General features: G+C 64.9%; 21 protein-coding genes, 1 tRNA gene and 1 riboswitch. Of the genes, 10 read left to right on the top strand and 12 right to left on the bottom strand.

Translation table 11 applies throughout. From position 1 onward, the window contains the following. Window positions 1-302: 302 nt before the first annotated feature. The 4 genes from hemH to FBX97_RS10570 form a co-directional block, all read right to left on the bottom strand. The gene (hemH, locus tag FBX97_RS10585; protein WP_141831385.1) at window positions 303-1406 is read right to left on the bottom strand and encodes a ferrochelatase; all 1104 of its coding nucleotides are present in this window, start codon (window positions 1404-1406) and stop codon (window positions 303-305) included. 136 nt (window positions 1407-1542) lie between these two features. Then, window positions 1543-3207 (bottom strand): DNA repair protein RecN, encoded by a 1665-nt coding sequence (recN, locus tag FBX97_RS10580; protein ID WP_141831383.1) that lies wholly within the window; start codon window positions 3205-3207, stop codon window positions 1543-1545. Window positions 3208-3239: 32 nt separating this feature from the next. Then, window positions 3240-4142 (bottom strand): NAD kinase, encoded by a 903-nt coding sequence (locus tag FBX97_RS10575; RefSeq protein ID WP_141831381.1) that lies wholly within the window; start codon window positions 4140-4142, stop codon window positions 3240-3242. 138 nt (window positions 4143-4280) lie between these two features. Next, window positions 4281-5273 (bottom strand): DUF3667 domain-containing protein, encoded by a 993-nt coding sequence (locus FBX97_RS10570; protein WP_255517417.1) that lies wholly within the window; start codon window positions 5271-5273, stop codon window positions 4281-4283. Between the two features lie 202 nt (window positions 5274-5475). On the opposite strand from FBX97_RS10570, the gene FBX97_RS10565 reads away from it, so the two are divergent. The 5 genes from FBX97_RS10565 to ribB all read left to right on the top strand — a co-directional run bounded on the left by FBX97_RS10565 (window position 5476) and on the right by ribB (window position 9140). Further along, entirely contained in the window at window positions 5476-5799 is a 324-nt protein-coding gene (locus tag FBX97_RS10565) for a hypothetical protein (RefSeq protein WP_141831379.1), read from the top strand. Then, window positions 5796-7094, top strand: a complete 1299-nt coding sequence (locus tag FBX97_RS10560) for a sorbosone dehydrogenase family protein (protein WP_141831377.1) — start codon at window positions 5796-5798, stop codon at window positions 7092-7094. The genes FBX97_RS10565 and FBX97_RS10560 overlap by 4 nt, the downstream gene beginning before the upstream one ends. A 29-nt stretch (window positions 7095-7123) precedes the next feature. After that, window positions 7124-7555 (top strand): OsmC family protein, encoded by a 432-nt coding sequence (locus FBX97_RS10555; protein WP_185748556.1) that lies wholly within the window; start codon window positions 7124-7126, stop codon window positions 7553-7555. A 143-nt stretch (window positions 7556-7698) separates the two neighbouring features. Then, a complete protein-coding gene (gloA, locus tag FBX97_RS10550; protein ID WP_141831375.1) occupies window positions 7699-8112 on the top strand; it encodes a lactoylglutathione lyase in 414 nt (137 codons plus the stop codon). Window positions 8113-8211: 99 nt separating this feature from the next. Further along, window positions 8212-8356: riboswitch (FMN riboswitch) on the top strand. Window positions 8357-8483: 127 nt separating this feature from the next. Continuing rightward, window positions 8484-9140 carry a 3,4-dihydroxy-2-butanone-4-phosphate synthase gene (gene ribB, locus FBX97_RS10545; RefSeq protein ID WP_141831373.1) on the top strand — a complete coding sequence of 219 codons (657 nt, stop codon included), beginning with the start codon at window positions 8484-8486 and terminating at the stop codon, window positions 9138-9140. A 108-nt stretch (window positions 9141-9248) separates the two neighbouring features. Here the strand turns inward: ribB and FBX97_RS10540 are convergent, their stop codons facing one another. The 4 genes from FBX97_RS10540 to FBX97_RS10525 all read right to left on the bottom strand — a co-directional run bounded on the left by FBX97_RS10540 (window position 9249) and on the right by FBX97_RS10525 (window position 12481). Next, window positions 9249-10607, bottom strand: a complete 1359-nt coding sequence (locus tag FBX97_RS10540; RefSeq protein WP_141831371.1) for a TolC family outer membrane protein — start codon at window positions 10605-10607, stop codon at window positions 9249-9251. A gap of 43 nt (window positions 10608-10650) precedes the next feature. Further along, window positions 10651-10974 (bottom strand): rhodanese-like domain-containing protein, encoded by a 324-nt coding sequence (locus tag FBX97_RS10535; protein WP_141831368.1) that lies wholly within the window; start codon window positions 10972-10974, stop codon window positions 10651-10653. A 19-nt stretch (window positions 10975-10993) separates the two neighbouring features. Beyond that, window positions 10994-11647 carry a protein-L-isoaspartate O-methyltransferase gene (locus FBX97_RS10530; protein ID WP_141831366.1) on the bottom strand — a complete coding sequence of 218 codons (654 nt, stop codon included), beginning with the start codon at window positions 11645-11647 and terminating at the stop codon, window positions 10994-10996. Between the two features lie 165 nt (window positions 11648-11812). After that, window positions 11813-12481, bottom strand: coding sequence for a TetR/AcrR family transcriptional regulator (locus tag FBX97_RS10525; RefSeq protein WP_141831364.1), 669 nt, complete (start codon window positions 12479-12481; stop codon window positions 11813-11815). 135 nt (window positions 12482-12616) lie between these two features. Here FBX97_RS10525 and FBX97_RS10520 point away from each other — a divergent pair, with 135 nt between their 5' ends. From FBX97_RS10520 to recQ, 3 genes are all read left to right on the top strand, one after another. Next, window positions 12617-12889, top strand: coding sequence for a YkgJ family cysteine cluster protein (locus FBX97_RS10520; RefSeq protein ID WP_141831362.1), 273 nt, complete (start codon window positions 12617-12619; stop codon window positions 12887-12889). Between the two features lie 140 nt (window positions 12890-13029). Beyond that, window positions 13030-13863, top strand: a complete 834-nt coding sequence (locus FBX97_RS10515; protein ID WP_141831360.1) for an undecaprenyl-diphosphate phosphatase — start codon at window positions 13030-13032, stop codon at window positions 13861-13863. A 35-nt stretch (window positions 13864-13898) separates the two neighbouring features. Then, entirely contained in the window at window positions 13899-15716 is a 1818-nt protein-coding gene (gene recQ, locus FBX97_RS10510) for a DNA helicase RecQ (protein ID WP_141831357.1), read from the top strand. 3 nt (window positions 15717-15719) lie between these two features. Here the strand turns inward: recQ and trmB are convergent, their stop codons facing one another. Beyond that, entirely contained in the window at window positions 15720-16400 is a 681-nt protein-coding gene (gene trmB / locus FBX97_RS10505; protein ID WP_141834281.1) for a tRNA (guanosine(46)-N7)-methyltransferase TrmB, read from the bottom strand. Between the two features lie 139 nt (window positions 16401-16539). Here trmB and FBX97_RS10500 point away from each other — a divergent pair, with 139 nt between their 5' ends. Then, window positions 16540-17667: a succinylglutamate desuccinylase/aspartoacylase family protein gene (locus FBX97_RS10500; RefSeq protein WP_141831355.1), complete on the top strand. Its 1128-nt coding sequence runs from the start codon at window positions 16540-16542 to the stop codon at window positions 17665-17667. Between the two features lie 171 nt (window positions 17668-17838). Here the strand turns inward: FBX97_RS10500 and FBX97_RS10495 are convergent, their stop codons facing one another. From FBX97_RS10495 to FBX97_RS10485, 3 genes are all read right to left on the bottom strand, one after another. Beyond that, a complete protein-coding gene (locus FBX97_RS10495) occupies window positions 17839-20544 on the bottom strand; it encodes an EAL domain-containing protein (protein ID WP_141831354.1) in 2706 nt (901 codons plus the stop codon). A gap of 51 nt (window positions 20545-20595) precedes the next feature. Beyond that, entirely contained in the window at window positions 20596-22674 is a 2079-nt protein-coding gene (locus FBX97_RS10490) for a PAS domain-containing protein (RefSeq protein WP_141831352.1), read from the bottom strand. Between the two features lie 97 nt (window positions 22675-22771). After that, window positions 22772-22845: transfer RNA gene (locus tag FBX97_RS10485), tRNA-Gly, on the bottom strand. A 176-nt stretch (window positions 22846-23021) separates the two neighbouring features. Between FBX97_RS10485 and xdp1 the strand changes: the two genes are divergently transcribed. Beyond that, window positions 23022-23894, top strand: a complete 873-nt coding sequence (gene xdp1, locus FBX97_RS10480) for an exosortase-dependent surface protein XDP1 (protein ID WP_370457220.1) — start codon at window positions 23022-23024, stop codon at window positions 23892-23894. Window positions 23895-24020 lie beyond the last annotated feature (126 nt).

The raw sequence follows: 24020 nt of genomic DNA, 5'->3' as shown, positions 1-24020 counted from the left end.
TTTGTTACAAGATTTACCAGGCAGCAGAATCCTTCATCAGCTTTCCGTTCTACCATGTTTCCTAGACACATTAATCCTGCATCATATGGCCGCCGGGCGGCGTGGAACCATGGGGGACAATCATGAGATTGCATCTGATAAGCGGCGCCGTCGTGATCTACACCCTGCTGGCGATGGCAGTGATCTGCCTGGCCGAGCTTGGATCGGCGCCACAAAACGTGCCATTCTAACAGCTTGTCGAGGCAATGGCCTTATTCGTGGGCACGGCGCACCCACGATCAAGGCCATGCATCCGTTGCCGCTCAGGCGCCCAGCGTGTGCGCGTACTCGCGCCCGATCTGGGCATCGCGCTTCTGCGTCGCCTGCTGCGCCGGCGTGAGGATGGTCGGCCAGCCGATCAGGTGCTGTTCGGCGACTTCGGCTAGCCCGGTGATCCAGTCCGGGCTGTCGTTCAGGCAGGGAATGTAGTGGTATTCCTGGCCGCCGTTCGATTCGAAATCGTGGCGCACTTCCATATTGATCTCTTCCAGCGTCTCCAGGCAGTCGCTGGTAAAGCCCGGGCACATGACGTCCAGGCGGCGCACGCCGTCGCGCGCCAGCTGCTGCACGGTCGGCGCCGTATAGGGCTGCAGCCACTCGGCGCGGCCGAAGCGCGACTGGAAGGTGACCAGGTACTGGTCCGGCCCCAGGCCCAGGCGCGCCGCCAGCAGGCGCGCGGTCTTGTGGCATTCGCAGTGATAATGGTCGCCCAGCTGCAGGGTACGCTTGGGCACGCCATGGAAACTCATCAGCAGTTTCTCGCCGCGGCCATGCGCTTCCCAATAGGCTTCCACCGATTTGGCCAGCGCCTCGATATAGCCCTCGTGGTCGTGGTAGTTGCGTACCAGGCGCAGCTCGGGGACATTGCGCACCTGCTTGTAGTGATCGAACACGGCATCCCACACCGAGGCCGTGGTCGTGCCCGAATACTGCGGGTAGGCCGGCAGCACCACGATGCGCTCGCAGCCGCGCGCCTTCAGATCCTCCAGCACGTCCGCCAGCGCAGGCGAGCCGTAGCGCATCGCCATCGCCACTTCCACGTCCTGGTGGCCGCGCGTGGCCAGCATCTTCTGCAGCAGCGTGGCCTGGCGTTCCGTGTACACCTTGAGCGGCGAGCCTTCGCGCATCCAGATGGTCTCGTACTTCTTGGCCGAGGCGCCGGAGCGGAACGGCAGGATCGCCAGGTGCAGGATCAGCTTCCACACGGCGCGCGGGATCTCGACCACGCGCGGATCGGACAGGAATTGCTTCAGGTAGCGGCGCACCGCCTTGCGGGTGGGCGCATCGGGCGTGCCGAGGTTGACGAGCACGATGGCGTGCTTGGCGATGGTGCCGTGCTGGTGGGATGGTTCTTTACGAAAAGGCATGGATCGGACGTGGATGCTGGGGAATGCCATTATAAATTGGCATTGCATAACGGCCGATTAGATATTTACGATCGATGCGATAGCCACTGTGGGTAAGCAGCCTGCGTCGCCCCTGCGAAGGCAGGGACGACGACGTTCAGGACGCGAGCAACTCGCGCGCATGCTTGCGCGTCGTCTCGGTGATCTCGATCCCGCCCAGCATGCGCGCCACCTCTTCCACGCGCGCCTTGGTGTCCAGCACGTCGATGCGCGACACGGTCTTGCCGCCGTCGACAGTGCCCTTGGCCACCTGGAAATGCTGGTTGGCCTGGCTCGCCACCTGCGGTAGGTGGGTCACGCACAGTACCTGGCGGCTCTGGCCGAGGCGCTTCAGCAGGCGTCCGACGACTTCCGCGACGCCGCCGCCGATACCAGTGTCGACCTCGTCGAAGATCAGGGTCGGCACCGTGGTCGCGTTGGCGGTGATCACGGAAATGGCCAGAGAGATACGCGCCAGTTCGCCGCCCGAGGCGACTTTCGCCAGCGGACGCGGCACCACGCCGGCGTGGCCGGCCACCAGGAATTCGACCTGTTCCAGGCCGTAGGCCGCCGGTTCGCACGGATTCAGCCCGACCACGAAGCGGCCGCCGCTCATCGACAGTTCCTGCATCGCTTCCGACACCTGCGACGACAGGCGCTGGGCCGCTTGCGCGCGCGTGGCCGACAGCGTGCGCGCCGCCTCCATGTACACGCCCCTGGCTTTTTCTTCCTGGCGGCGCAGGCCTTCGACGTCGCTGGCGTCGGCCAGCTGCTTCAGCTTGGCCTTCAGCTGGGCGTGCTCTTCCGGCAGGTCCTCGGGCGTGACGCGGAACTTGCGCGCGGTGCTGTGGATCGCATCCATGCGCGCGTCGACCTGGGCCAGGCGCTCGGGGTCGAGTTCGACCTTGTCGACGTAATTGTTCAAGGCGTACACGGCTTCCTGCAACTGGATGCGCGCCGGCTCCATGCAGTCGAGCACGGCCTGCAGGCCGGCATCGACGTCGACCAGCTTGGTCAGCTTCTGGTTCAGCGAGGACAGCTGCGACAGGATCGGCTGCTCGGATTCGGAGATCGCGTTCAGCGCTTCCTGCGCGCCTTCGATCAGGCTGGCGGCATGCGACAGGCGGCTGTGTTCATTGGAGATCTCGACCCATTCGCCCGGCTTGACCGCGAGTTTATCCAGCTCGCCGACCTGCCACTCGAGGCGCTCGCGTTCCAGCAGCACGTTCTTGGCATTGGTTTCGTATTCCTCGCGCTGGCGCGCCAGCGCCCGCCACGCTTTGTAGGTGCTGGCGACCAGTTGCACCTGGGCGCTGGCGATCGGATCGCGCACCGCCACCTGGTTGTCGAGCAGCGCGCGCTGGGCATCCCCCTTGAGCAGCGACTGGTGCGCGTGCTGGCCGTGGATGTCGACCAGCAGTTCGCCCAGCTCGCGCAGCTGGCTGGCGGTGGCGGCGCTGCCGTTGATGTAGGCCTTGGAGCGGCCGGCATTGTCGATCACGCGGCGCAGCAGCGCGCCGCCCTCCTCGACCCTGAATTCGTTCTGCTCGAGCCAGCTGCTGGCGGCCGGCGTCAGGGCGAAGTCGGCGCTGATGTCGGCCTTGGCCGCGCCTTCGCGCACCATGCTCGCGTCTCCGCGCCCGCCGAGCGCCAGCTGCAGCGCGTCGATCAGGATGGACTTGCCGGCGCCGGTCTCGCCGGTGAATACCGAAAAGCCATTCGAGAACTCGAGCTCGATCGTGTCGACGATGACGAAGTCGCGGATGGAAAGTAGACGCAACATGAAAGAACGTGTCTCCAGGGAGTTGGATCGGATTATTTGAGCTTGCCGTCGCTGGACGGGTATTCGTTCCAGTGCAGCTTTTCGCGCAGCGTGTGGTAGTAGCTCCACCCTTCCGGATGCAGGAAGGTGATGGTGTTCGGCGAGCGCGAAATCATGATCTGGTCGCCGTGCTGCAGGCTCGTAAACGTCTGCATGTCGAAGTTGACGCTGATGTCGCGCCCGTTGACGATTTCGACCACGATGTCGCTGGTGTCCGGCACCACGATCGGGCGGTTGGACAGCGCGTGCGGCGCGATCGGCACCAGCACGATGCCGGCCAGCGTCGGATGCAGCAGCGGGCCGCCGGCCGACAGCGCGTAGGCGGTGGAGCCGGTCGGCGTGGAAATGATCAGGCCGTCCGAGCGCTGGTTGTACATGAAGGCGCCATCCACCGTGACCTTGAGTTCGGCCATGCCGGCGCCGGTGCCGCGCGCCACCACCACGTCGTTGACCGCGACCGAGCAATGGATTTGCACGCCGTCGCGCACCACACGCGCCTCCAGCAGCGTGCGCTCCTCGGCCTTGGCCTTGCCGCTCAGGATCTCGCCGAGCGCGGGCAGCATGCGCTCGATCGGGATGTCGGTGATGAAGCCCAGGCGGCCCTGGTTGATGCCGATGAGGGGAATCTTGTAACCCGCCAGGCGGCGCGCGATGCCGAGCATGGTGCCGTCGCCGCCGATCACGATGACGGCGCAGGCCTGCGCGCCGAATTCTTCCACCGTCATGGCGTCCACGCCGGGCACTTCCACGTAGCTGGCGGTATCGGCTTCGAGCACGGGACGATAACCGCCGTCGCGCAGGAAGTCGACGATGGCCCGCACCGGCTCGTCGATGCCGGCGGTATTTTGCCGTACGACCAGCGCGATGGTTTGTTGCGATTCAGGCGGTACGGGCATACGGTTCTCGGCAGCAGGTGGTAGAGACACAGAAGATTAACCGATTCGTTCGGCTTCTGCTATATCGCAACTCAGCCATCACTGTACAAAAGCACAGTATAGTTGGGCGAACCGGATTCCGGCAAGGGCGTCCGTCGTTCAGTGCAAGACGCCGAATACCACTGCGCCGAGAATCGCCAGGCCGATGGTCAGCTGGTGCAACAGTATCAGCACCAGCCAGCGCAGCGCGGTGAGCTTGCGCGAGCCGCCATACACCTTGCGCATCGCGGCCGGCAGATAAAACGCCAGCCACATCCACAGCAGGAAGGTGACCAGGCCAAAGCCATCCGGTATCAGCACCATCAGGGTCATCGCCAGGAAAGCGAACGCGTTGGTGTGCAGTGCGAACAGCAGGTGCTCACCATAGCGCCGCCCGGAACCCAGGTACAGTACCTTCAGGTACAGCGCGAAGAACGGCATCATGAAGAAGATCGCATAGGGCGCGTAGTGATAGAACGACTCGATCAGCAGCGCGCCTTTTTCTTCAAACGGCAGCTCGCCGAAATATTCGATCCTGTCGGCGATATGCGCATTGTGGGGCTTCACCCACGCGCTCGCACGCCGCGCCACCTCGCCGACCTCGCCCGGATTGTCTTCCTTGAGCACGGCGTCGGTCTTGCTGGCGTGCACGGCGCCGGGCGGGACGGCAGCCTCTGCGGCCGTCTTTTCCCGGCCCTGCCCGGCGCCGCCCTTCGCCTGCGCGGCAACCGCCGGCGCACCATGCTGCGGTCTCTCTTCTCCACGCAATTTGACGTCATGCATGGAAAACTTCAAGACCGCGAAAAAGATCAGGCTGAATGTCAGGTACATCCGCAAGGGCTGCACGTAAGGAACGCGCCGTCCATTGATGTATTCCAGAGTCAGGCGTCCTGGGCGGAACAATAACACGCCCAGCGACTTCCAAAGCTTGCCTTCGAGTGCCACGTAGTGGCCGATGAACTCGTGCATGAACTCGCGCGCGCTGGGCGGATGGAGCACGGTTTCCTGGCCACACTGGTGGCAGAAATGCCCGGAGACGGTGGCGCCGCAATTCGGGCAATTGCTGGCGGCGTGGTGCAGGTCGAGTTCGCTGTTCACGGTCATTCCGGTCATGGCACACGAAAACGACATGTTATCCAGTTAATTGCAAAAAAGCATCATTTAAGTGGCATTTTGAACAAATGCCAACGAAGCCAGCCGAGGAGACGCAGCCTCGGCGTTTTTTCACACCATGTGTATCGCATTCAATTGCGCGACCGGTTTTGGTGGCGGGCGTTAGGATTTAAGCAATCTGATTGTATCCAAGGAGATTGCCATGCCGCAGGAAGAAAAAGACCGTGTCGTGAACACGGATCGCAAGATCGAGGAACAGAGCTACAAGCGCGAGCCGCACGAGCGCGACGAGTCGCCGGATGGCCAGAGCATCAAGCCGCGCGGCATCATCGCCCAGGCTGCCGCCGACATCGAGCAGGGCTTGGTCGACACCGAAAACTACGAAGGCCGCGGCACGCCCGGCCTGGAACAGGCGGTCCAGCCGAAGCCGGACGCCACCGGGCAGGCCACGCCGCTGGAAGGCCGCCACCGCGACATGCGCGACCACGATTCGGTGGAACCGGTCGACAAGGGGCAAAACCGATGAGCGCACGGGTGCTGGCGCTTGCTGTGCTGGGGGCCATGAGCGTGCATGCGCTCGCCCAGCAATATGCGCCCGGCTTCGGTCCCGATCCACAGCTGCCGGCGCCGCAAAAATCGCTGATCCCGACCATGAACATCGCCCCGGCCGACCCCTGGCCCCAGGGCACCCGGCCGACGCCGGCAGCCGGCCTGGCAGTCACCGCCTATGGCACGGGTCTCGACCATCCGCGCTGGCTGTACGTGCTGCCGAACGGCGACGTGCTGGTGGCCGAGAGCAACAAGCCGGCCAACGCACCCAAGGAAGATGGCATCAAGGCCAAGGTGCAGGGCATGGTCATGAAAAAAGCCGGTGCCGGGGTCGAATCGCCCAACCGCATCATCCTGCTGCGCGGCATCGGCGCCAACGGGACCGCGGCTACCAAGACGACCTTTGCCCAGAACCTGAATTCGCCGTTCGGCATGACGCTGGTCGGCAGCGACCTGTACATCGCGAATGCGGACGCCCTGTGGCGCTTCCCGTATAAAACCGGCGAAACCACCCTCTCCGGCAAGGGCACGAAAGTGATGGACCTGCCGGCGGGCATCAACCACCACTGGACCAAGAACGTGGCCGCGTCCCCCGACGGCAAGAAGCTGTACGTCACGGTCGGCTCCAACAGCAACGTCGCCGAGAACGGCATGGAGATCGAACAGGGCCGCGCCGCGATCTGGGAGTACGACATCGCCAGCGGCAAGAGCCGCATCTACGCCAGCGGCTTGCGCAACCCGAACGGGATGGACTTCGAACCGCAGACCAAGATGCTCTGGACCGCCGTCAACGAACGCGACGAGATCGGCAACGACCTGGTGCCGGACTACATGACCTCGGTGAAGGACGGCGGCTTCTACGGCTGGCCGTACAGCTACTACGGCCAGCACGTCGACGACCGCGTCAAGCCGCAAAAGCCGGACATGGTGGCCAAGGCCATTCCGCCCGACTATGCGCTGGGCGCACACACGGCCTCGCTGGGCCTGGCGTTCTACAACGCCAGCCTGCTGCCGCAATTCAAGAACGGCGCCCTGATCGGCCAGCACGGTTCCTGGAACCGCAAGCCGCACGCCGGCTACAAGCTGATCTTCGTGCCTTTCAATAACGGCAAGCCGAGCGGCCCGCCCCAGGACGTGCTGACCGGCTTCCTGAGCAAGGACGGCAAGGCTTACGGCCGTCCGGTCGGGGTCGCAATCGACAAGCAGGGCGCGGTCCTGCTGGCCGATGACGTCGGCAACATGGTCTGGCGGATCACGCCGGCAACCAAATAACCCAATCACCATCAGGAGAAACAAACATCATGACGATCAAGCGCAAAGGCAGCGCCGCCTGGAGTGGCGGCCTCAAGGATGGCAAGGGTTCGGTATCGACCCAGAGCGGCGTACTGAACCAGCAGCAATACGGCTTCAATACCCGTTTCGAAGACGGCCCGGGCACCAATCCGGAAGAACTGCTGGGCGCGGCGCACGCCGGCTGCTTCACCATGGCACTGTCGGGCCAGCTGGGCGCGGCCGGCATGACCGCGCAAAAGCTGGAAACCACGGCCACCGTGTCGCTGGACAAGGTCGGCGACAGCTTCGCCATCACCGCGGTGCACCTGGACCTGGTCGCCGTGATCCCGGGCGCCGATGAAGCGGCGTTCCAGGAAGCGGCGCGCAAGGCCAAGGAAGGCTGCCCGGTGTCCAAGCTGTTCAACACCGACATCACCCTCGACGCCAAGCTGCAGAACTGAGTTGGCGCAGGGGTCAGAGCCCGGTTCTTCTTTTGGCGCTCTGACCCCGTTGTTCCGACGCGGCGCCAATCAGGAGCCCGCCTGCAGGAATTCGCCCAAGCGCATAAAATCCCAGCTTTCCGTTACCAACACCAAGGACCACAATGCGCCTCCTGCACACCATGTTACGCGTCGGCGACCTGCAGCGCTCCATCGACTTCTACACCAACGTACTGGGCATGAAGCTGCTGCGCACCAGCGAAAACCCCGAATACAAGTACACCCTGGCCTTCGTCGGCTACGGCAACAATCCGGACCATGCCGAACTCGAGCTGACCTACAACTGGGGCACCGACAAGTACGAGATGGGCACGGCCTACGGCCACATCGCCCTGTCGACCGAGGACATCTACAAGACCTGCGAGCAGGTGCGTGCCGCCGGCGGCAACATCAGCCGCGAGCCGGGTCCGGTCAAGGGCGGCAGCACCGTGATCGCCTTCATCACCGACCCGGACGGTTACAAGGTCGAACTGATCGAACGCGCCGACAATGCCGGCGGTGGCGGCCTGAGCAACTAAGCTCACGCAGGCTCGGCCGAGCCAAAATCAGCCGGCCCCGGCAGCGTTTTGCGGGGCCTGCTACAATCGTTTGGTCTGCTGCAAGGCAGACACCCATAAATACGTCTTCGGGGCGGGGTGCGATTCCCCACCGGCGGTATGGCCATCATGGCCGAGCCCGCGAGCGCCTGTAGTTTCATACAGGGTCAGCAGATCTGGTGAGAAGCCAGGGCCGACGGTATAGTCCGGATGAAAGAAGATGTAGCGTCATTACGCACCCGCGTGCCGCCACGGCATGCAGGAACGCGCCGTTTCGCTTTGCCCTGATGCGTTTTTCGCCAAGAAACGTACGCCCTGGCGTACGTCACAAACCCATTGCGAGGAGCGTCTCAATGACCATCAATACCTTTACCCTTCAGAGCAACGACCTGGACGGCCGCATTGCCGCCGCCATCGAAGCGACCCAGGCCGGCATCCCGGTCATCCTGCTCGACGATTTCGACCGTGAAAACGAAGCCGACCTGATCGTCGCTGCCGAAAAGCTGACCGTCGAGACCATGGCCGTCATGATCCGCGAATGCAGCGGCATCGTCTGCCTGTGCCTGACCGCCGACACCGTGCGCGCGCTCGAGCTGCCGCCGATGGCTGCCGAAAACGGCAGCAAGTACGGCACCCCGTTCACGGTGTCGATCGAGGCGCGCGAAGGCGTCACTACCGGTGTCTCGGCGCTTGACCGCGTGACCACGATCCGCGCCGCGATCGCGCCGGATGCCAAGCCGTCCGACCTGGTGCGCCCGGGCCACGTGTTCCCGCTGCGCGCCAACCCGGCCGGCGTGCTGGGCCGCAAGGGCCATACCGAGGGTTCCGTCGACCTGTCGATCATGGCCGGCCTGCAGCCGTCGGCCGTGCTGTGCGAGCTGATGAACGAAGACGGCACCATGATGCGCGGCGAAGCGATCGAACGCTTTGCGCGCGAGCGCGGCTATCCGATCCTGACGATCGCCGAGATGATCGAGTGGCGCCAGCGTGAGGAACGCGCGGCGGCTTGAAAGCCATCACCGCTCGAACCGTCGCCCCTGCCTTCGCAGGGGCGACGGTTTCAAGGCCAACAAAAAACGGCGCACGTAGCGCCGTTTTTCATGCAATGCGCCCAAGCATCAAGGCTGCTGCAACAAGGCATTGATCGGCTGCAGGTCATCCTCGCGCAGCGATCCTGCCGCCGCCTTCAGGCGCAGGCCGGACAGGATGGTATTGTAGCGCGCCCGGGCCAGGTCGGTCTGGGTCTGGTACAGCTGGCGCTGCGCATTCAGCACGTCGATGTTGATGCGCACGCCCACCTGGTAGCCCAGCTTGTTCGATTCGAGCGCCGAGTTGCTCGACACTTCCGCCGCTTCCAGCGCCTTGACCTGGGCCAGGCCGGTGTTCACGCCGAGGAAGGACTGGCGCGCCGTCAGCGCCGCGTTGCGGCGGTTCGCCTCGAGGTCGTTGCGGGCCTTGTCTTCCAGCGCGATCGATTCGCGCACCTGGCTGGTGACGGCGAAACCGTTGAAGATCGGGATGTTGTACTGGATACCGATCGAATTGGTGGTGTTCTTGTAGGGCTGGATGGTGCGGGTGGCATCGGTGTGGCTGGAGGCCACCGTCAGGTCCAGCGTCGGATAATGCCCGGCGCGGCGGCGCGAGATTTCGCGCTTGGCCACTTCGACCGACAGCTCGGCCGCCGTCACCGCGTAATTCTGGTTTTCGGCCGCCGACACCCACTGGTCGACGTTGATCGGTTCCGGCGCCTTCAGGGTCACGCCGGGACGCAGCGTGGCCAGCGCCGCCGGCGGCGTGCCGATGATCGCCTGGAGTGCGGTCTTCTTGTTTTCCAGGTCGTTGACGGCGGCCAGTTCCTGCGACACCACCAGGTCGTAGGCGGCCTGGGCTTCGTGGGTATCGGTGATGGTCTGGGTGCCGACTTCGAAGTTGCGCTTGGCCGAGGCCAGCTGCTCGGTGGTCGCGACCTTCTGGGCGCGGGTCGAGGCCAGCGTGTCCTGGGCGGCCAGCACGTCGAAGTAGGCCTGGGCCACGCGCGTGATCAGGTCCTGCTGGGCCTGGGCAAACTGCGCTTCGGTGATGGATTGCTGCAGCTTGCTCTGTTCATAGGTCTGCCACAGGTCCCAGCGGAACAGCGGCTGCTGCAGCGCGATCGTGTAGTCCTTGACGGTGCCGTAGGCATCGGTGCCACCGGAGACGCCCGTGGGGACGCCGTTCGGGTCGGTGATGACCTGGCCGATGCGGGACGAGTTATCGCTCTTGGAACGGGTGATGCCTCCGCTGATGCCGACCGTCGGCAGCAATCCCGCACGCCCCTGCACGCTGCGTTCGCGTCCCGCGGCCGCGGAGGCGCGGGCGCTGGCATAGGTGGCGTCGTTCGCCAGTGCCTGCTGGTACACCTGGAGCAGGTCGGCTGCGCCGGCATCCAGCGTGAAGAACGCGCCAGCCAGCAGCACGGCGATAAGGGGTTTCTGCATTGCCATCTCCACAGGAGTCATCAAAAGTTTTGGAATCAGGCCGTCAATACTTCGCCATCGAAGGATCGACCTGCACTGCCCAGGCGTGTATCCCGCCCGTTAAATTCGTTACGTTGCTGAAGCCGTTACGCTCCAGGAAAGCTGCCACCTGCATGCTGCGCGCGCCGTGATGGCACACGCAGACGATCTCGCGGTCGTCATCCAGTTCGGTCACCCGGATCGGAATCAGATTCATGGGGATCTGGGTCGAGCCTTCGATGTGACAGGTCTCGACTTCCCAGTTTTCCCGCACGTCGAGCAGCAGCGGTTTGGGGCGCGATGGGTCGGCCAGCCAGGTGGCCAACTCGGGTGCGGTAATGTGCTGCATCGTTATTCCTCCTGTCCGTTCAGAACTGGAAATGCGACGGCACCGGGGCGCCGGCCAGGTAGCGGATGTTGGTCTCGAACACCTTGACCGGGTTCCACGACGCTTCGCCGGTGCGGGTGATGATGCTGAATTCCATGACCGGCGGCTGGCCGGTGATGGCGGCGATGCGGCCACCCACTTTCACCTGCTTCAGGATCGCTTCCGGCAGCACTTCCAGCGCACCCGAGATCACGATCACGTCGTACGGTGCGCCCTTGTCCCAACCCAGCGCGCCATTGCCCTCTTCCACCGTCACGTTCTGAATACCGGCCCTGGCCAGGTTCTTCTGGGCCAGCACGCGGTTGTCCGGATTGATTTCCACGCTCGTCACCTTGGCGGCGCGGTGCGCCAGCAATGCTGCCATGTAGCCCGAACCGGTGCCGATTTCCAGCACGGTTTCATGCTTCTTGACGTTCAGTTCCTGCAGGATGCGCGCTTCGAACTTGGGCGCCAGCATCACGTCGCCACCCGGCAGCGGGATCTCTACGTCGGCGAAGGCCAGGTTCTGGTACGCGGCCGGCACGAATTGTTCGCGCTTGACCACGTGCAGCAGGTCGAGGATCTCGGTGTCCAGCACGTTCCAGGGACGGATCTGCTGTTCGATCATGTTGAAGCGGGCTTGTTCGATATTCATCTTGATACTCGGTGGTAAAAGAAATAATCCGATATTTTATCGTTGAACGGCTTCAGCAAGCATATCTTAACGACATGCCTGCCTGGACCAGCGGAAATTGCGACAGTCTGCAGTTTGGCGGGGTTGAAACGCAAGAACGGCGGCGTCCCGGCGTGGCACCGGCGCTCACGCGGCGCTTGGGCCGGCGGCGGCCCCGGTCGCCTGCGGCAGCAGGCCGTGCAGCGCCATGTCGAGGAAAGTGTCGAGGAAGGCCAGCGGTTCGAGTTCGGCACGCGGGCAGGGGCCGACCGAATGCTTCCAGGTGATCAGCATCAGCATCGGCGCGGTCAGGACTTGCGTCATCAGTTTCACGTCGATGGGACGGAATTCGCCGCGCGCCACGCCGCGTTCGAGCATGCCCGTCATCGCCGCGGTGCCGCGGTTGATGACTTCATCCTGATAGAACTTGGCCAGTTCGGGGAAATTGTCGGCCTCGGCGGTGACCAGCTTGACGATGCCGGAGGCCTTGGTCGCGCCCACCCGCTGCCACCAGTTGTGGATCAGGTGGCGCAGCAGGTCGGCGCTGTGGCCGTCGAATTCGGCCACCGACACCTCGGCCTCGCCGATGGCCGGCACGATGCTGCTGCGGACCACGGCCTTGAACAGCTCTTCCTTGTTCTCGTAATACAGGTAAAGCGTGCCCTTGGAAACGCCGGCGCGGCGTGCGACGTCTTCCAGGCGCGTGGCGGCGTAGCCACGCTCGACGAACAGGTCGATCGCTGCCTCCAGCAACTCCTGGGGCCGCGCTTCTTTACGGCGCTCCCAGCGTGGCTTGGTGTCAAAAGGGCATGGCATGCTTCTGTCCGACAACTAACTGTTGAGTCAGCAAATATAGACCCGGGTCCGGGGGGAGTCAAGGACATCGATGGCCGGCAGTAGTATACTGGCACGCTGCCCAACGCCTGTGTGTATCGCAATTACTTCGCCTGCATGACTTCCCTGCCCGACTTCTCCGGCTGCCGCCCCGGCTGCGGCGCCTGTTGCACTGCCCCGTCGATCAGTTCGCCGATTCCCGGCATGCCGAACGGCAAGCCAGCCGGTGTGCGCTGCGTACAACTGGACGAAAGCAACGGCTGCCGTATTTTCGGGCAGCCGGGCCGGCCCCGCGTGTGCGCCAGCCTGCAGCCGTCGCAGGAGATGTGCGGCGCGTCACGCGAGCAAGCCATGTTTTATTTGTCCGAGCTCGAGCGCCTCACTGCCTGAAGGTCCTTGCTTCAAATAAAAATGTCCCCACCTGTGGCGGGTTACTCGACGGCAGTTGCATTGCTCATGGTAAGCTTGCGCCCCGCGCAGCATCCCTTCCGCGTCCGACTCCCCAACCTTACCTGACTTAGCAAAACTTCATGGACATCATTCTCGCTATCAAAGCGATCATCATGGGCCTCGTCGAGGGCTTTACCGAATTCCTGCCGATTTCATCCACGGGTCACCTGATCCTGGCCGGCAGCCTGCTCGATTTCACCACCGAGAAGGCCAAGGTGTTCGATATCGCCATCCAGGCCGGGGCGATCCTGGCGGTGATGTGGGAGTACCGCGCGCGTATCGCGGCCGTGCTTGGCGGCCTGGGCTCGGACCCGCGCCAGCAGAAATTCATGGTCAACCTGATCGTCGCTTTCCTGCCGGCGGCGGCGCTCGGCTTCCTGTTCGCCAAGGCGATCAAGGCCCACTTGTTCGCTCCGGTGCCGGTGGCGCTGGCCTTCATCATCGGCGCGCTGGTCATCCTGTGGGCCGAACGCCGCCACAAGATGCTGCCGGGGTCGCACCGTATCGCTACCGTCGACGACATGACCATGCTGGACGCGCTGAAGGTCGGCTGCGCCCAGTGCTTCGCCCTGATTCCGGGCACCAGCCGTTCCGGCGCGACCATCATCGGCGGCATGCTGTTCGGCCTGTCGCGCAAGGCCGCCACCGAATTCTCGTTCTTCCTGGCGATCCCGACCCTGCTGGCGGCGACCGTGTACTCGGTGTTCAAGGCGCGCCACGAGCTGTCGGCGGCCGACCTGCCGCTGTTCGGCATCGGCGGCCTGGCCGCTTTCGTTTCGGCCTTCCTATGCGTGCGCTGGCTGTTGCGCTTCATCAGCTCGCACGACTTCACGGGCTTCGCCTGGTACCGTATCGTGTTCGGCATCGTCGTCCTCGTCACCGCGCATTTCGGCTGGGTGGTCTGGGCCGACTAATATAAATACATCTTGAGCAGGACGATTCGAACATCATGACGAGCGACATCCAAGAACGCGCGCTGCACGTGCTGGAAACGGTATTCGGCTACCCCGCGTTCCGCGGGCAGCAGGCCGATATCGTCGAGCACGTGGCCAGCGGCGGCGATGCGCTGGTCCTGATGCCGACCGGCGGCGGCAAGTCGCTGTGCTACCAGATTCCGGCGCTGCTGCGCGACGGCGTCGGCGTGGTCGTCTCGCCGCTCATCGCGCTGATGCAGGACCAGGTCGACGCGCTGGCCGAAGTCGGCGTGCGCGCCGCCTTCCTGAACTCGACCCAGACCTTCGAAGAAACGCTGCGCATCGAGCGCATGGTGCGCACAGGCGAACTCGACCTGGTCTACGTGGCGCCCGAGCGCCTCATGACACAGCGCTGCCTCGACCTGTTCGAGGACTCGCACATCTCGCTGTTCGCGATCGACGAGGCGCACTGCGTGTCGCAATGGGGGCACGATTTCCGGCCCGAGTACATCCGCCTGTCGATCCTGCACGAGCGCTTCCCGCAGGTGCCGCGCATCGCCCTGACCGCGACCGCGGACCAGATGACGCGCGCCGAGATCGCCCAGCGCCTGCAGCTGGAAGAGGCGCGCCAGTTCGTGTCCTCGTTCGACCGCCCGAACATCCGTTATTCGATCGTCGAAAAGACCAACGGCCGCAAGCAGCTGATCGATTTCATCAGCACCGAGCATCCGGGCGACTGCGGCATCGTCTATTGCCTGTCCCGTAAAAAGGTCGAGGAGACCGCCGACTTCCTCAACGAAAACGGCATCCGCGCCCTGCCCTACCACGCCGGCATGGACTACGCCGTGCGCGCCGCCAACCAGGCCCAGTTCCTGCGCGAAGAGAACATCGTGATGGTGGCGACCATCGCCTTCGGCATGGGTATCGACAAGCCGGACGTGCGCTTCGTCTGCCACCTCGACCTGCCCAAATCCCTCGAAGGCTATTACCAGGAAACCGGGCGTGCCGGCCGTGACGGCATGCCGTCGAACGCCTGGATGGCCTACGGCCTGCAGGACGTGGTGCTGCAGCGCCGGATGATCGACGAATCCGACGCCGACGAGAATTTCAAGCGCGTGCTGTCGTCCAAGCTGGATGCGATGCTGGGCCTGTGCGAAACGCTGAGCTGCCGGCGCATGCGCATGCTGGAGTATTTCGGCGAGCGTTCCGGCCCCTGCGGCAACTGCGATACCTGCCTGCTGCCGCCGACCTCGTTCGACGCCACGGTGCCGGTGCAGAAGCTGCTGTCGGCCATCTACCGCTGCGACCAGCGCTTTGCCGCCGGCCACATCATCGACGTGCTGCGCGGCGTCGAATCCGAGCGCATCACCCAGTGGCACCACGACAAATTGTCGGTGTACGGCGTCGGCGCCGACCGCGGCGAGCAGGAATGGCGCGCCATCGTGCGCCAGGTGATCGCGCTCGGCCTGGTCACGGTCGACCACGATGCCTACAGTTCGCTCAAGCTCACCGAAGCCGCGCGCCCGGTGCTGAAGGGCGAACGCAAGGTCGAGCTGCGCCAGTACCAGAAACCGGTCAAGCAGAAGCGCGCCGCGCCGACCCGCGGCTATGCCGAGATGGACCTGTCGTCCTCGGAGCAGGCGATCTTCGAGAAACTGCGCTGGTGGCGCATGGAAACCGCGCGCGCGCACAACGTGGCGGCCTTCATCATCTTCGGCGACGCCACCCTGCGCGAGATCTGCAAGGCCAAGCCGACCTCGCTGGACGAATTGCGCGGGGTGTCGGGCGTGGGCGCCAAGAAGCTGGCCTCGTATGGCGACGAAATCGTCGCCATCATCGCCGAGATGGTCTGAGGTTTACTTCTTCTCGAACACCAGGTCCCACACGCCGTGGCCCAGCTTGATGCCGCGGTTTTCGAACTTGGTCAGCGGACGGTAGGCCGGCTGCGGCGCATAGCCTTCGGCGGTGTTCTTCAGCTGCGGCTCGGCGCCCAGTACTTCCAGCATCTGGACCGCGTAGTCTTCCCAGTCGGTGGCGCAGTGGAGGTAGCCGCCGGCCTGCAGCTTGCTGCACAACAGCTTGACGAAGTCCGGCTGGATCAGGCGGCGCTTGTTGTGGCGCGCCTTGTGCCACGGGTCCGGGAAGAAGATGTGGACGCCGGCCAGCGAGCCGTCGGCGATCATGTTGTTCAGCACCTCCACCGCGTCGTGCTGGATCAGGCGCAGGTTGGTGATGCCCTCTTCGCCGATCAGTTTCAGCAGGCTGCCGACGCCGGGCGTGTGCACTTCGACGCCGATGAAATCCTTGTCCGGCATCACTTTGGCGATGTGGGCGGTGGTGCCGCCCATGCCGAAGCCGATCTCCAGGATCAGCGGCGCAGTGCGGCCGAAAGGTGCGTGGAAATCGAACTGTTCCTTGCGGTACTCGATCAGGAATTGCGGCCCGAACGCCTCGAGCGCGCGCGCCTGCCCGGTCGACAGGCGTCCGGCCCGCGTGACGAAACTGCGGATGCGGTGCTCGGTCGGGTCGTAGAGCATCGGACGGCCTTGGCTGTTGGTGGGCGTATCTGCGGACATGGGATCAATGATGTGGGAAGAAAAACGGGCGCCATTATACCCCGCGCCGCGTGCCGGTCTTCTCCGACATAATGGCGGATTCACCACAGGAGATGCGCCCATGCGCCAGCAGTCCCACCCGATCGCCACCGAAGACAACGTCGCCAGCTTCCAGCTCACGTCCTTCCATTTCGGCAGCGCCGCAGGGGAGCAGAGGCAGGGTAAAAAGGTCTACATCCAGGCCTCGCTGCACGCCGACGAGGTGCCGGCGATGCTGGTGGCGCACGTGCTCAGGCGCGAACTCGAGCGTCTGGACGGCGAAGGCCGCGTCAAGGGCGAGATCATCCTGGTGCCGGCCGCGAATCCGATCGGGCTGTCGCAAGTGGTCCACAACACGCCGTTCGGCCGCTACGACCTGGCCAACGGCATCAATTTCAATCGGTCCTACAAACACGTCGCCGCCGATCTCAAGACCGAGCTGGCGGGCCGGCTGGGCGCGGACGCCGCCGCCAACGTGGCCCTGATCCGCGCGCACGCGCGTCACTCGGTCGCTGCCTGGGACACCGACAACCCGACCCAGGACCTCAAGAAGACCCTGCTCGGGATGGCGATCGACGCCGACGTCATGCTCGACCTGCACTGCGATAACGAAGCGGTGCTGCACCTGTACACCGGCACGCCGCTGGCGGACGCGGTCAAGCCGCTGGCCGCATTGATGGGCGCGCACGCGACCCTGCTGGCGCGCGAATCCGGCGGCGAACCCTTCGACGAAGCCTGCAGCCGCCTGTGGTGGGACCTGGCCGCGGCTTTCCCGGAAGCCGCCATCCCGATGGCCTGCATCGGCGTGACGGTGGAGCTGCGCGGCGAGAGGGACGTGCGCTACGACCTGGCCGAACAGGATGCGCGCGCCCTGCTGCAGTTCCTGGCGCGCCAGGGGGTGCTCGACATCGAACCCGAACCGCTGCCTGCACTGATCGCCGAGCCGACCCCGCTGGAAGGCGTGGAACCGATCGCGGCGCCGCATGCGGGCGTGCTGGTGTTCCTCAAGAAGCTGGGCGAGCGGCTGCAGGCGGGCGATGCGGTGGCCGATATCGTGAACCCGGTCAGCGGGCAGGTGACGACCTTGCGCTGCACGCAGTCGGGAGTCTTGTTTGCGTGTACGGCGCACCGGCACCTGCTGCGCGGGATGCATGTGTGCAAGGTGGCGGGGGATGTCGCGAACCGGACCGGGAATCTGCTGGGGCAATAATAGCTTGCGCTAGAAAACGACACGCGGCATTTGAACGTCGCCCCTGCGAAGGCAGGGGCCCAAGTTGCACGCATCCTCGTTACACGCGCTGTTGGCAGGTGACGAACTTGGGTCCCTGCCTGCGCAGGGACGACGGGCTGAGGGCGCGGGCCATAATGGCACACACGAACCTCAAGCCGCCAGCGCATCCTCGAATAAATACCGTCTCGCCAGCAGCGGCCCGATCGCCTCCGCCGCCATCGGCCGCGCCACCAGGTAGCCCTGCACCTCGTTGCACCCCAGCGCCCGCAGGATCTGCAGCTGCTCGCGGGTCTCGACGCCTTCCGCCACCACTTCCATGCCGAGCGCATGGGCCATCGACACGATCGCCTGGAAGAACACCTGCCCTTCCTTCGAGCGTCCCAGCTCGGCGGTGAAGGAGCGGTCGACCTTCAGCACGTCCATCTTCATGCGCTGCAGCTGCGACAGCGACGAGTAGCCGGTGCCGAAGTCGTCGACGTGCAGCTTGATGCCGAGCGCGCGGATCGCCGCCAGTTCGGCCAGGATCTCTTCTTGGTCGCCCATCATGGCCGATTCCGTGATCTCGACTTCCAGCAGGCCGGGCGCCACGCCATGGCGCAGCAGGGCGTCGGCCAGCTCGCGCTGCACGCCGCCGCGCAGGAACTGCTTGGGCGAGACGTTGATCGATACCGGCACCGCGAATCCGCTCCCCTGCGGCCCCTGGCCGCGCCAGGCTGCCAGCTGGGCGCAGGCGAGGTCGATCACGATGGCGCCGATCGGCACGATCAGGCCGCTCGCTTCGGCCAGCGGAATGAATTCGTCGGGACGGATCATGCCCAGCTGCGGGTGCTCCCAGCGCAGCAGCGCTTCCATGCTCAGCAGGCGGCCGCTGCGGGTGTCGACGCGCGGCTGGTAGTGCAGCACGAACTGTTTTTTCTCGATCGCTTCCAGCAGGCGCTGGCGCAGCTGGGCGCGCGTCTTGAGGCTGCTCGATTGCGACGGATCGAAGAAACGGTACTGGCCCTTGCCCTCGTTCTTGCCGGCATACATGGCGATGTCGCTGTGGCGGATCAGGGTGGCGGCGTCGCTGCCGTCGCGCGGGAACACGCTGATGCCGACCGAGGCGCCGATCATGTGCTGCTCTTCCGCGATCGTGAACGGCTTGCCGAAGGCCTGGATGATGCGCGCGGCGACCGCCGCCACCTGGTGCTCGCTGTCGAAGGGGCTGAGCAGCACGATGAACTCGTCGCCGCCGAAGCGCGCCACCCGGTCGCTCGGACGCAGCTGGGTCAGCAAACGCGTCGCCGCGGCCTTCAGCAGGCGGTCGCCGACTGCGTGGCCGTGCGAATCGTTGACCTGCTTGAATTCGTCGAGGTCGATGAACAGCAGCGCCGCTTCCTGGTTGTTGGCCTTGGCATGCGCCAGCGCCGGCGGCACGAAGTTCAGGAACCAGTGGCGATTCGGCAGGCCGGTCAGGCTGTCCTCGTTGGCCAGGCGCGCCAGCTGCGCTTCGTGTTCCTTGCGCTGGCTGATGTCCTGCAGCGTGACGGCGAGGCCGTCGCCGACCCGCACCAGGCGCCGGTGGCCCCAGCGGATGTTGAGCCGGTTATCGTCGGGCATGCGCCGGTCTTCCTGATGAAAACCGGCCGTCATCGCCTGGCGATAGTTGGCGATCAGCTCGCGCGCATCGACGCCGCGGTCGACCTGGGACACCAGGCTGCCGACCAGTTCCTCGCGCGTCATGCTGTAGAAGAAGGCGCCGCGCTCGTTGCAGTCGACGATGCGGAAGTCGACCATCTGGCCCTTGCGGTCGCGCACCGGGGCGACCATGTAGAAGCCGTCGTTGCCGCTCTCGGTGGCAGTGCGGTAGGCGCGCTGCACCGCATCCTGCTCGCGCGCGCGGGCGGCCGCGCGCAGCGACAGGATGGTCGCGACCGCGGCCAGTGCCAGCAGGACGATGCTGGCCACCAGCGTCTGGTTGCGGCTGTCGATCCAGTAGGCCTCGGCGCCGGCCAGCGCCGCCTCGTGCGACAGCGCCACCAGTGCGACCAGAGGATAAGCACCCGAGCGGCGCCAGCCCAGCACGCGCGCGCGTCCGTCGGCAAAGCCGCCCGCCCCCTGCACACCGTCGACCAGCTGGACGCCGCGCGCCACCGGCCAGCGGTCGGCATTCGCCGGCAGCAGCGACCCGGCGCGGTGGGTGCGCACTGCGCCGTCGCCGTCCTGCTCGATGCGCAGGCCGTTGTCGATGCCGACCAGGGCCAGCAGGCTGCCCGGCCCCAGCGTCGGCGCGCTGACGAAGGAAGTGAAATAGGCGGCATCGACCGCCATCAGCAGCACGCCGTCGAATTCGTCGTCGGCGTTGTCGAGGCGGCGGCTGAACAGGATCGTGCCCTGCGCCCCTTCCAGTTCGGGCGGCGGCGTGCCGATGCGCAGCGCGGTCGAATTGCTGTCGCGGTGCTGGAGGAAGAAGCGCGCACCGGACAGGTCGGCGGCGCGCCCGAGGGGGCGGCTGGACGAGCGGATGCTGCCGTCGCGCCCGACCACGCCGACGTTGACGAAGGCGGCGTCGGTGAACATGCCGTCGCGCCGCATGTCCTCGATCAGCGCCCGGCTGTGCGCGTGCTCCCAGCTGTGCTTGAGCTGCATCGTGATCTGGTCCATCTGCGCGACCGAGCGGGTGATGTACTGCTCGTAGGCTTCGGCATAGGCGTCGGCTTGCTTGACCGCCTGGTCGAAAGCACGCTGCTGCTCGGCCTGCGCGCGCAGCACGGCCGCGCCCCACAGCACGAGGCAGGCCAGCAGCGCCAGCGCCGGCCACAGCAGGGCCAGGAAGCGGTGGGTACGCGGAGCGGTGTGCGCGCGGGACGGGTGCATGCGATCTCTACACTTAGTTTCTGACTAAAAACGAAGTGTAAGAGCCGCGCGTTACCGGCTGATGACGTGGCGCCTTGCTTCCACCTGGGCCAGCACCTCGTTGACCTGGTTCAGGTCCGCTGGCTTGACCAGGTGATGGTCAAACCCGGCCTGCTCGGCTTCTTCGCGGTCCTGGTGCTGGCCGTAGCCGGTCAGCGCCACCAGCGTCGCGCCGGCATTTTCGGGCTGGCTGCGCAGGCGGCGCGCCAGTTCGTAGCCGTCCATGTCGGGCAGGCCGATGTCGAGCAGCAGCACGTCCGGCCGCTCCGCGCGCGCCCGCGCCAGCGCGCCGCCGGCGTCGTACTCGACGCTCACCGCATGGCCCTGCACCTCGAGCAGCGCGGCCAGCATCTGGGCGGCGTCGACGTTGTCGTCGACCACCATCACGCGCAGGTGGCCGGCATCCACCTGCCCCGCCGTGCCGGCAGCGGCCGGCTGGCGTGCTGGCGGCGCCGCCAGGCACGGCAGGCACAGCGAGAACTGGCTGCCCTGCCCGATGCCGGCGCTGCGGGCGTGGACGGTGCCGCCATGCAGCGCGATCAGGCTTTTCACCAGCGCCAGCCCGATTCCGAGGCCGCCCTGCGAACGGTCCGGCGTGCGTTCGGCCTGGGTGAACAGGTCGAAGATGTAGGGCAGCACTTCGGGGGCGATGCCGACCCCGCTGTCGCTGACCGTCACGGTCACCCGGCCTTGGTCGGCGTCGACCGCCACGTCCAGCACGATGCGCCCGCCCGGCGCCGTGTACTTGGCGGCATTGTTGAGGATGTTCGAGATCACCTGCACCAGGCGCGTGCGGTCGCCCAATACGTGGGCCGGCTGGCCGGACATCTGCAGGGTCAGCGCATGGCGGCGCGCGTCGATCAGGGGCCGCACCTGCTCCACCGCCGCGGCCACGATCACGTTCAGGTCGAGCTCATCCTTTTCCAGCGTGACCAGCCCGCGGGTGACGCGCGAGACGTCCAGCAGGTCGTTCACCAGGTCGGTCATGTGGGCCGCCTGGCGCGCGATGATCTCGCTGGCGTTGCTCACGCTTTTCGGGTCGTGGCGGCCGAGCTTGAGCAGCTGGGCCGCGGTCATGATCGGCGCCAGCGGGTTGCGCAGTTCGTGCGCCAGCATGGCCAGGAACTGGTCTTTCTGGCGGTTGGCGGCGCGCAGCTCGTCCTCGATCAGCTTGCGCGCCGTGACGTCGCTGCCCTCGACGAAGATGCCGGACACGGCACCGTTGGCATCGCGGATCGGCTGGTAGACGAAGTCGAGGTAGCGCTGTTCCAGTGGCCCCTCCGGCTCGCGCTGCAGTCGCAGCGGCAAGGCATGGCCGACGAAGGGTTCGCCGGTACTGTACACGCGGTCCAGCAGCTCGAAGAAGCCCTGCCCCGCCACCTCCGGCAGCGCCTCGCGCGCGCTTTTTCCGATGATGTGGCGGTGGCCGACCAGCTGCAGGTAGGACTGGTTGGTCAGCTCGAACACGTGCTCGGGTCCGCGCAGCACGGCCATGATGCCGGGCGCCTGCTCGAACAGGGTGCGGAAGCGCTCGTTCTCTTCCTCGCGGTATTTTTCGGCCAGCACCTGCTCGGTGACCTCGACGCAGGCGCAGTACATGCCGGCGATGCGGCCGCTCTCGTCGCGCACCGGCGAATACGAAAAGGTGAACCAGGTCGGCTCGTCGTAGCCGTGGCGGTTCATCTCGAGGTACAGGCGGTCGGCGTAGGTGGCCTCGCCGGCCAGCGCGCGCTCGATCAGCGGGTGGATGTCGTCCCAGATCTCGGACCAGATATCGTAAAAGCGCCGCCCCAGCGCCTGCGGATGCTTTTCGCCCAGCACGTCGCGGTAGGAATCGTTGTACAGGAAGGCCAGTTCCGGGCCCCAGGCGACGAACATCGGGAACTTGGAGTTCAGCATCAGCCCGACCACCGTGCGCAAGGCCTGCGGCCAGTCGCGCGGATGCCCCAGCGGCGACGTCGACCAGTCGTGCGCCCGCATCATCGCCCCGACCTCGCCGCCGCCGCTCAGGAACATGAGCGCGCCGGAGACGCAATCGATCTTGTCTTGCGGGTCGTCGGGTGGTCGGGTTCGTTGGTCGTCGTCGGGCATGGTCGATACGGAAGCAGTGACGGCTTCAGTTTGCCATAAGGTCAAGACAGGGGGCGCGCGGGCGGAACTGGCTGAACGGGGTAAACGGCAGGAAAAATGGAGCGGGTGAAGGGAATCGAACCCTCGTCTTAAGCTTGGGAAGCTTCGGCTCTACCATTGAGCTACACCCGCGTCAGCAGCATTTTACGCGGCTTCGCCTGCTATTGACAACCTGACAGTGTAGCCGTGCGAAGGGCGGCACTACCAACGACACCGCAGAAAAATTACTCAAGGTAACTAACTGTGCTTAAAAGCAACAAAAACAATTATTTTCGCAATGAAACGAAAAATTATCAGATTGCCTTGATATGTTGCAATATAATAATTTACGTATCCTTGTAGAAATTAACCACTTTGAGGCCAGCATGAAATTCAACGACTTCCGCGTTCTTGCTTTTACCTTTGCCGTAGCAGCGACCTCCGGGCTGGCACAAGCCGGGCAGATTTCCTTCAATGATAGCAACTGCCAGGGTACCACTGTATCCAGTGCAATCACGTGTTCGGCAAGTTCGGCCGGCGTGAATTACGGTGCGACCGTGTCGGCCTGGTCGGCCGCCGGCACCGGTAAATTCGGCAACGCCTCGATGGTCTATTACGACAACTCCGGCCTTGGCATCTCCTCCCCGTGGGAGTCCACCACCAGCCCGGAGCATGCGATCGACAATAATGGCGCCACCGAGGCGCTCCTGATCAGTTTTGGCACGAACAACGTGGCACTGAACCAGCTGTCGCTCGGCTGGGCCTACAACGATGCCGACGTCAGCATCCTGCGTTATACCGGCACCCAGGCGCCGGTGCTCGGCAACAGCACGGTCGCCAACCTGACCGACACTGCCGGCTGGGAGTGGGTAGGCGACTATGCCAACCTGAGCACCAGCAGCGCCTTGAGCTTCAATAGCGGCGACAAGGCCGCTTCCTGGTGGCTCGTCAGCGCCTACAACTCGGCCTATTCGGGTGTCGCGCATTCGAGCTACTTCGGTGACGGCAACGATTACTTCAAGGTCTCCGGCTTTGGCGGCAACGTCATCGTCCAGGCTCCGACCCCGACTCCGACCCCGACGCCTGCTCCTACCCCGACGCCGACCCCGGGCACGAAGGTACCGGAACCCGGCACCTTTGCCCTGTTCGGCATTGCCTTGCTGGGTTGCGTTGCGGCGCGACGCAAGTCGAAAGCCAAGTAAGACACACCGCGCTCTGCGGATGCGCATCGAAGCGAAGTCACGGCCGTGACTTCGCTTTTTTTTTGGCCGCATGACCTTGCTCTAATATATTCGTTTGAAATAGGCGGTATGGACTCATATAGTAAG

The organism is Herbaspirillum sp. SJZ107 (assembly GCF_006715485.1).
Classification (GTDB): Bacteria; Pseudomonadota; Gammaproteobacteria; order Burkholderiales; family Burkholderiaceae_D; genus Telluria.
The sequence above is the reverse complement of the archived record's forward strand: the minus strand, read 5'-3'. Positions and strand labels throughout refer to the sequence as shown.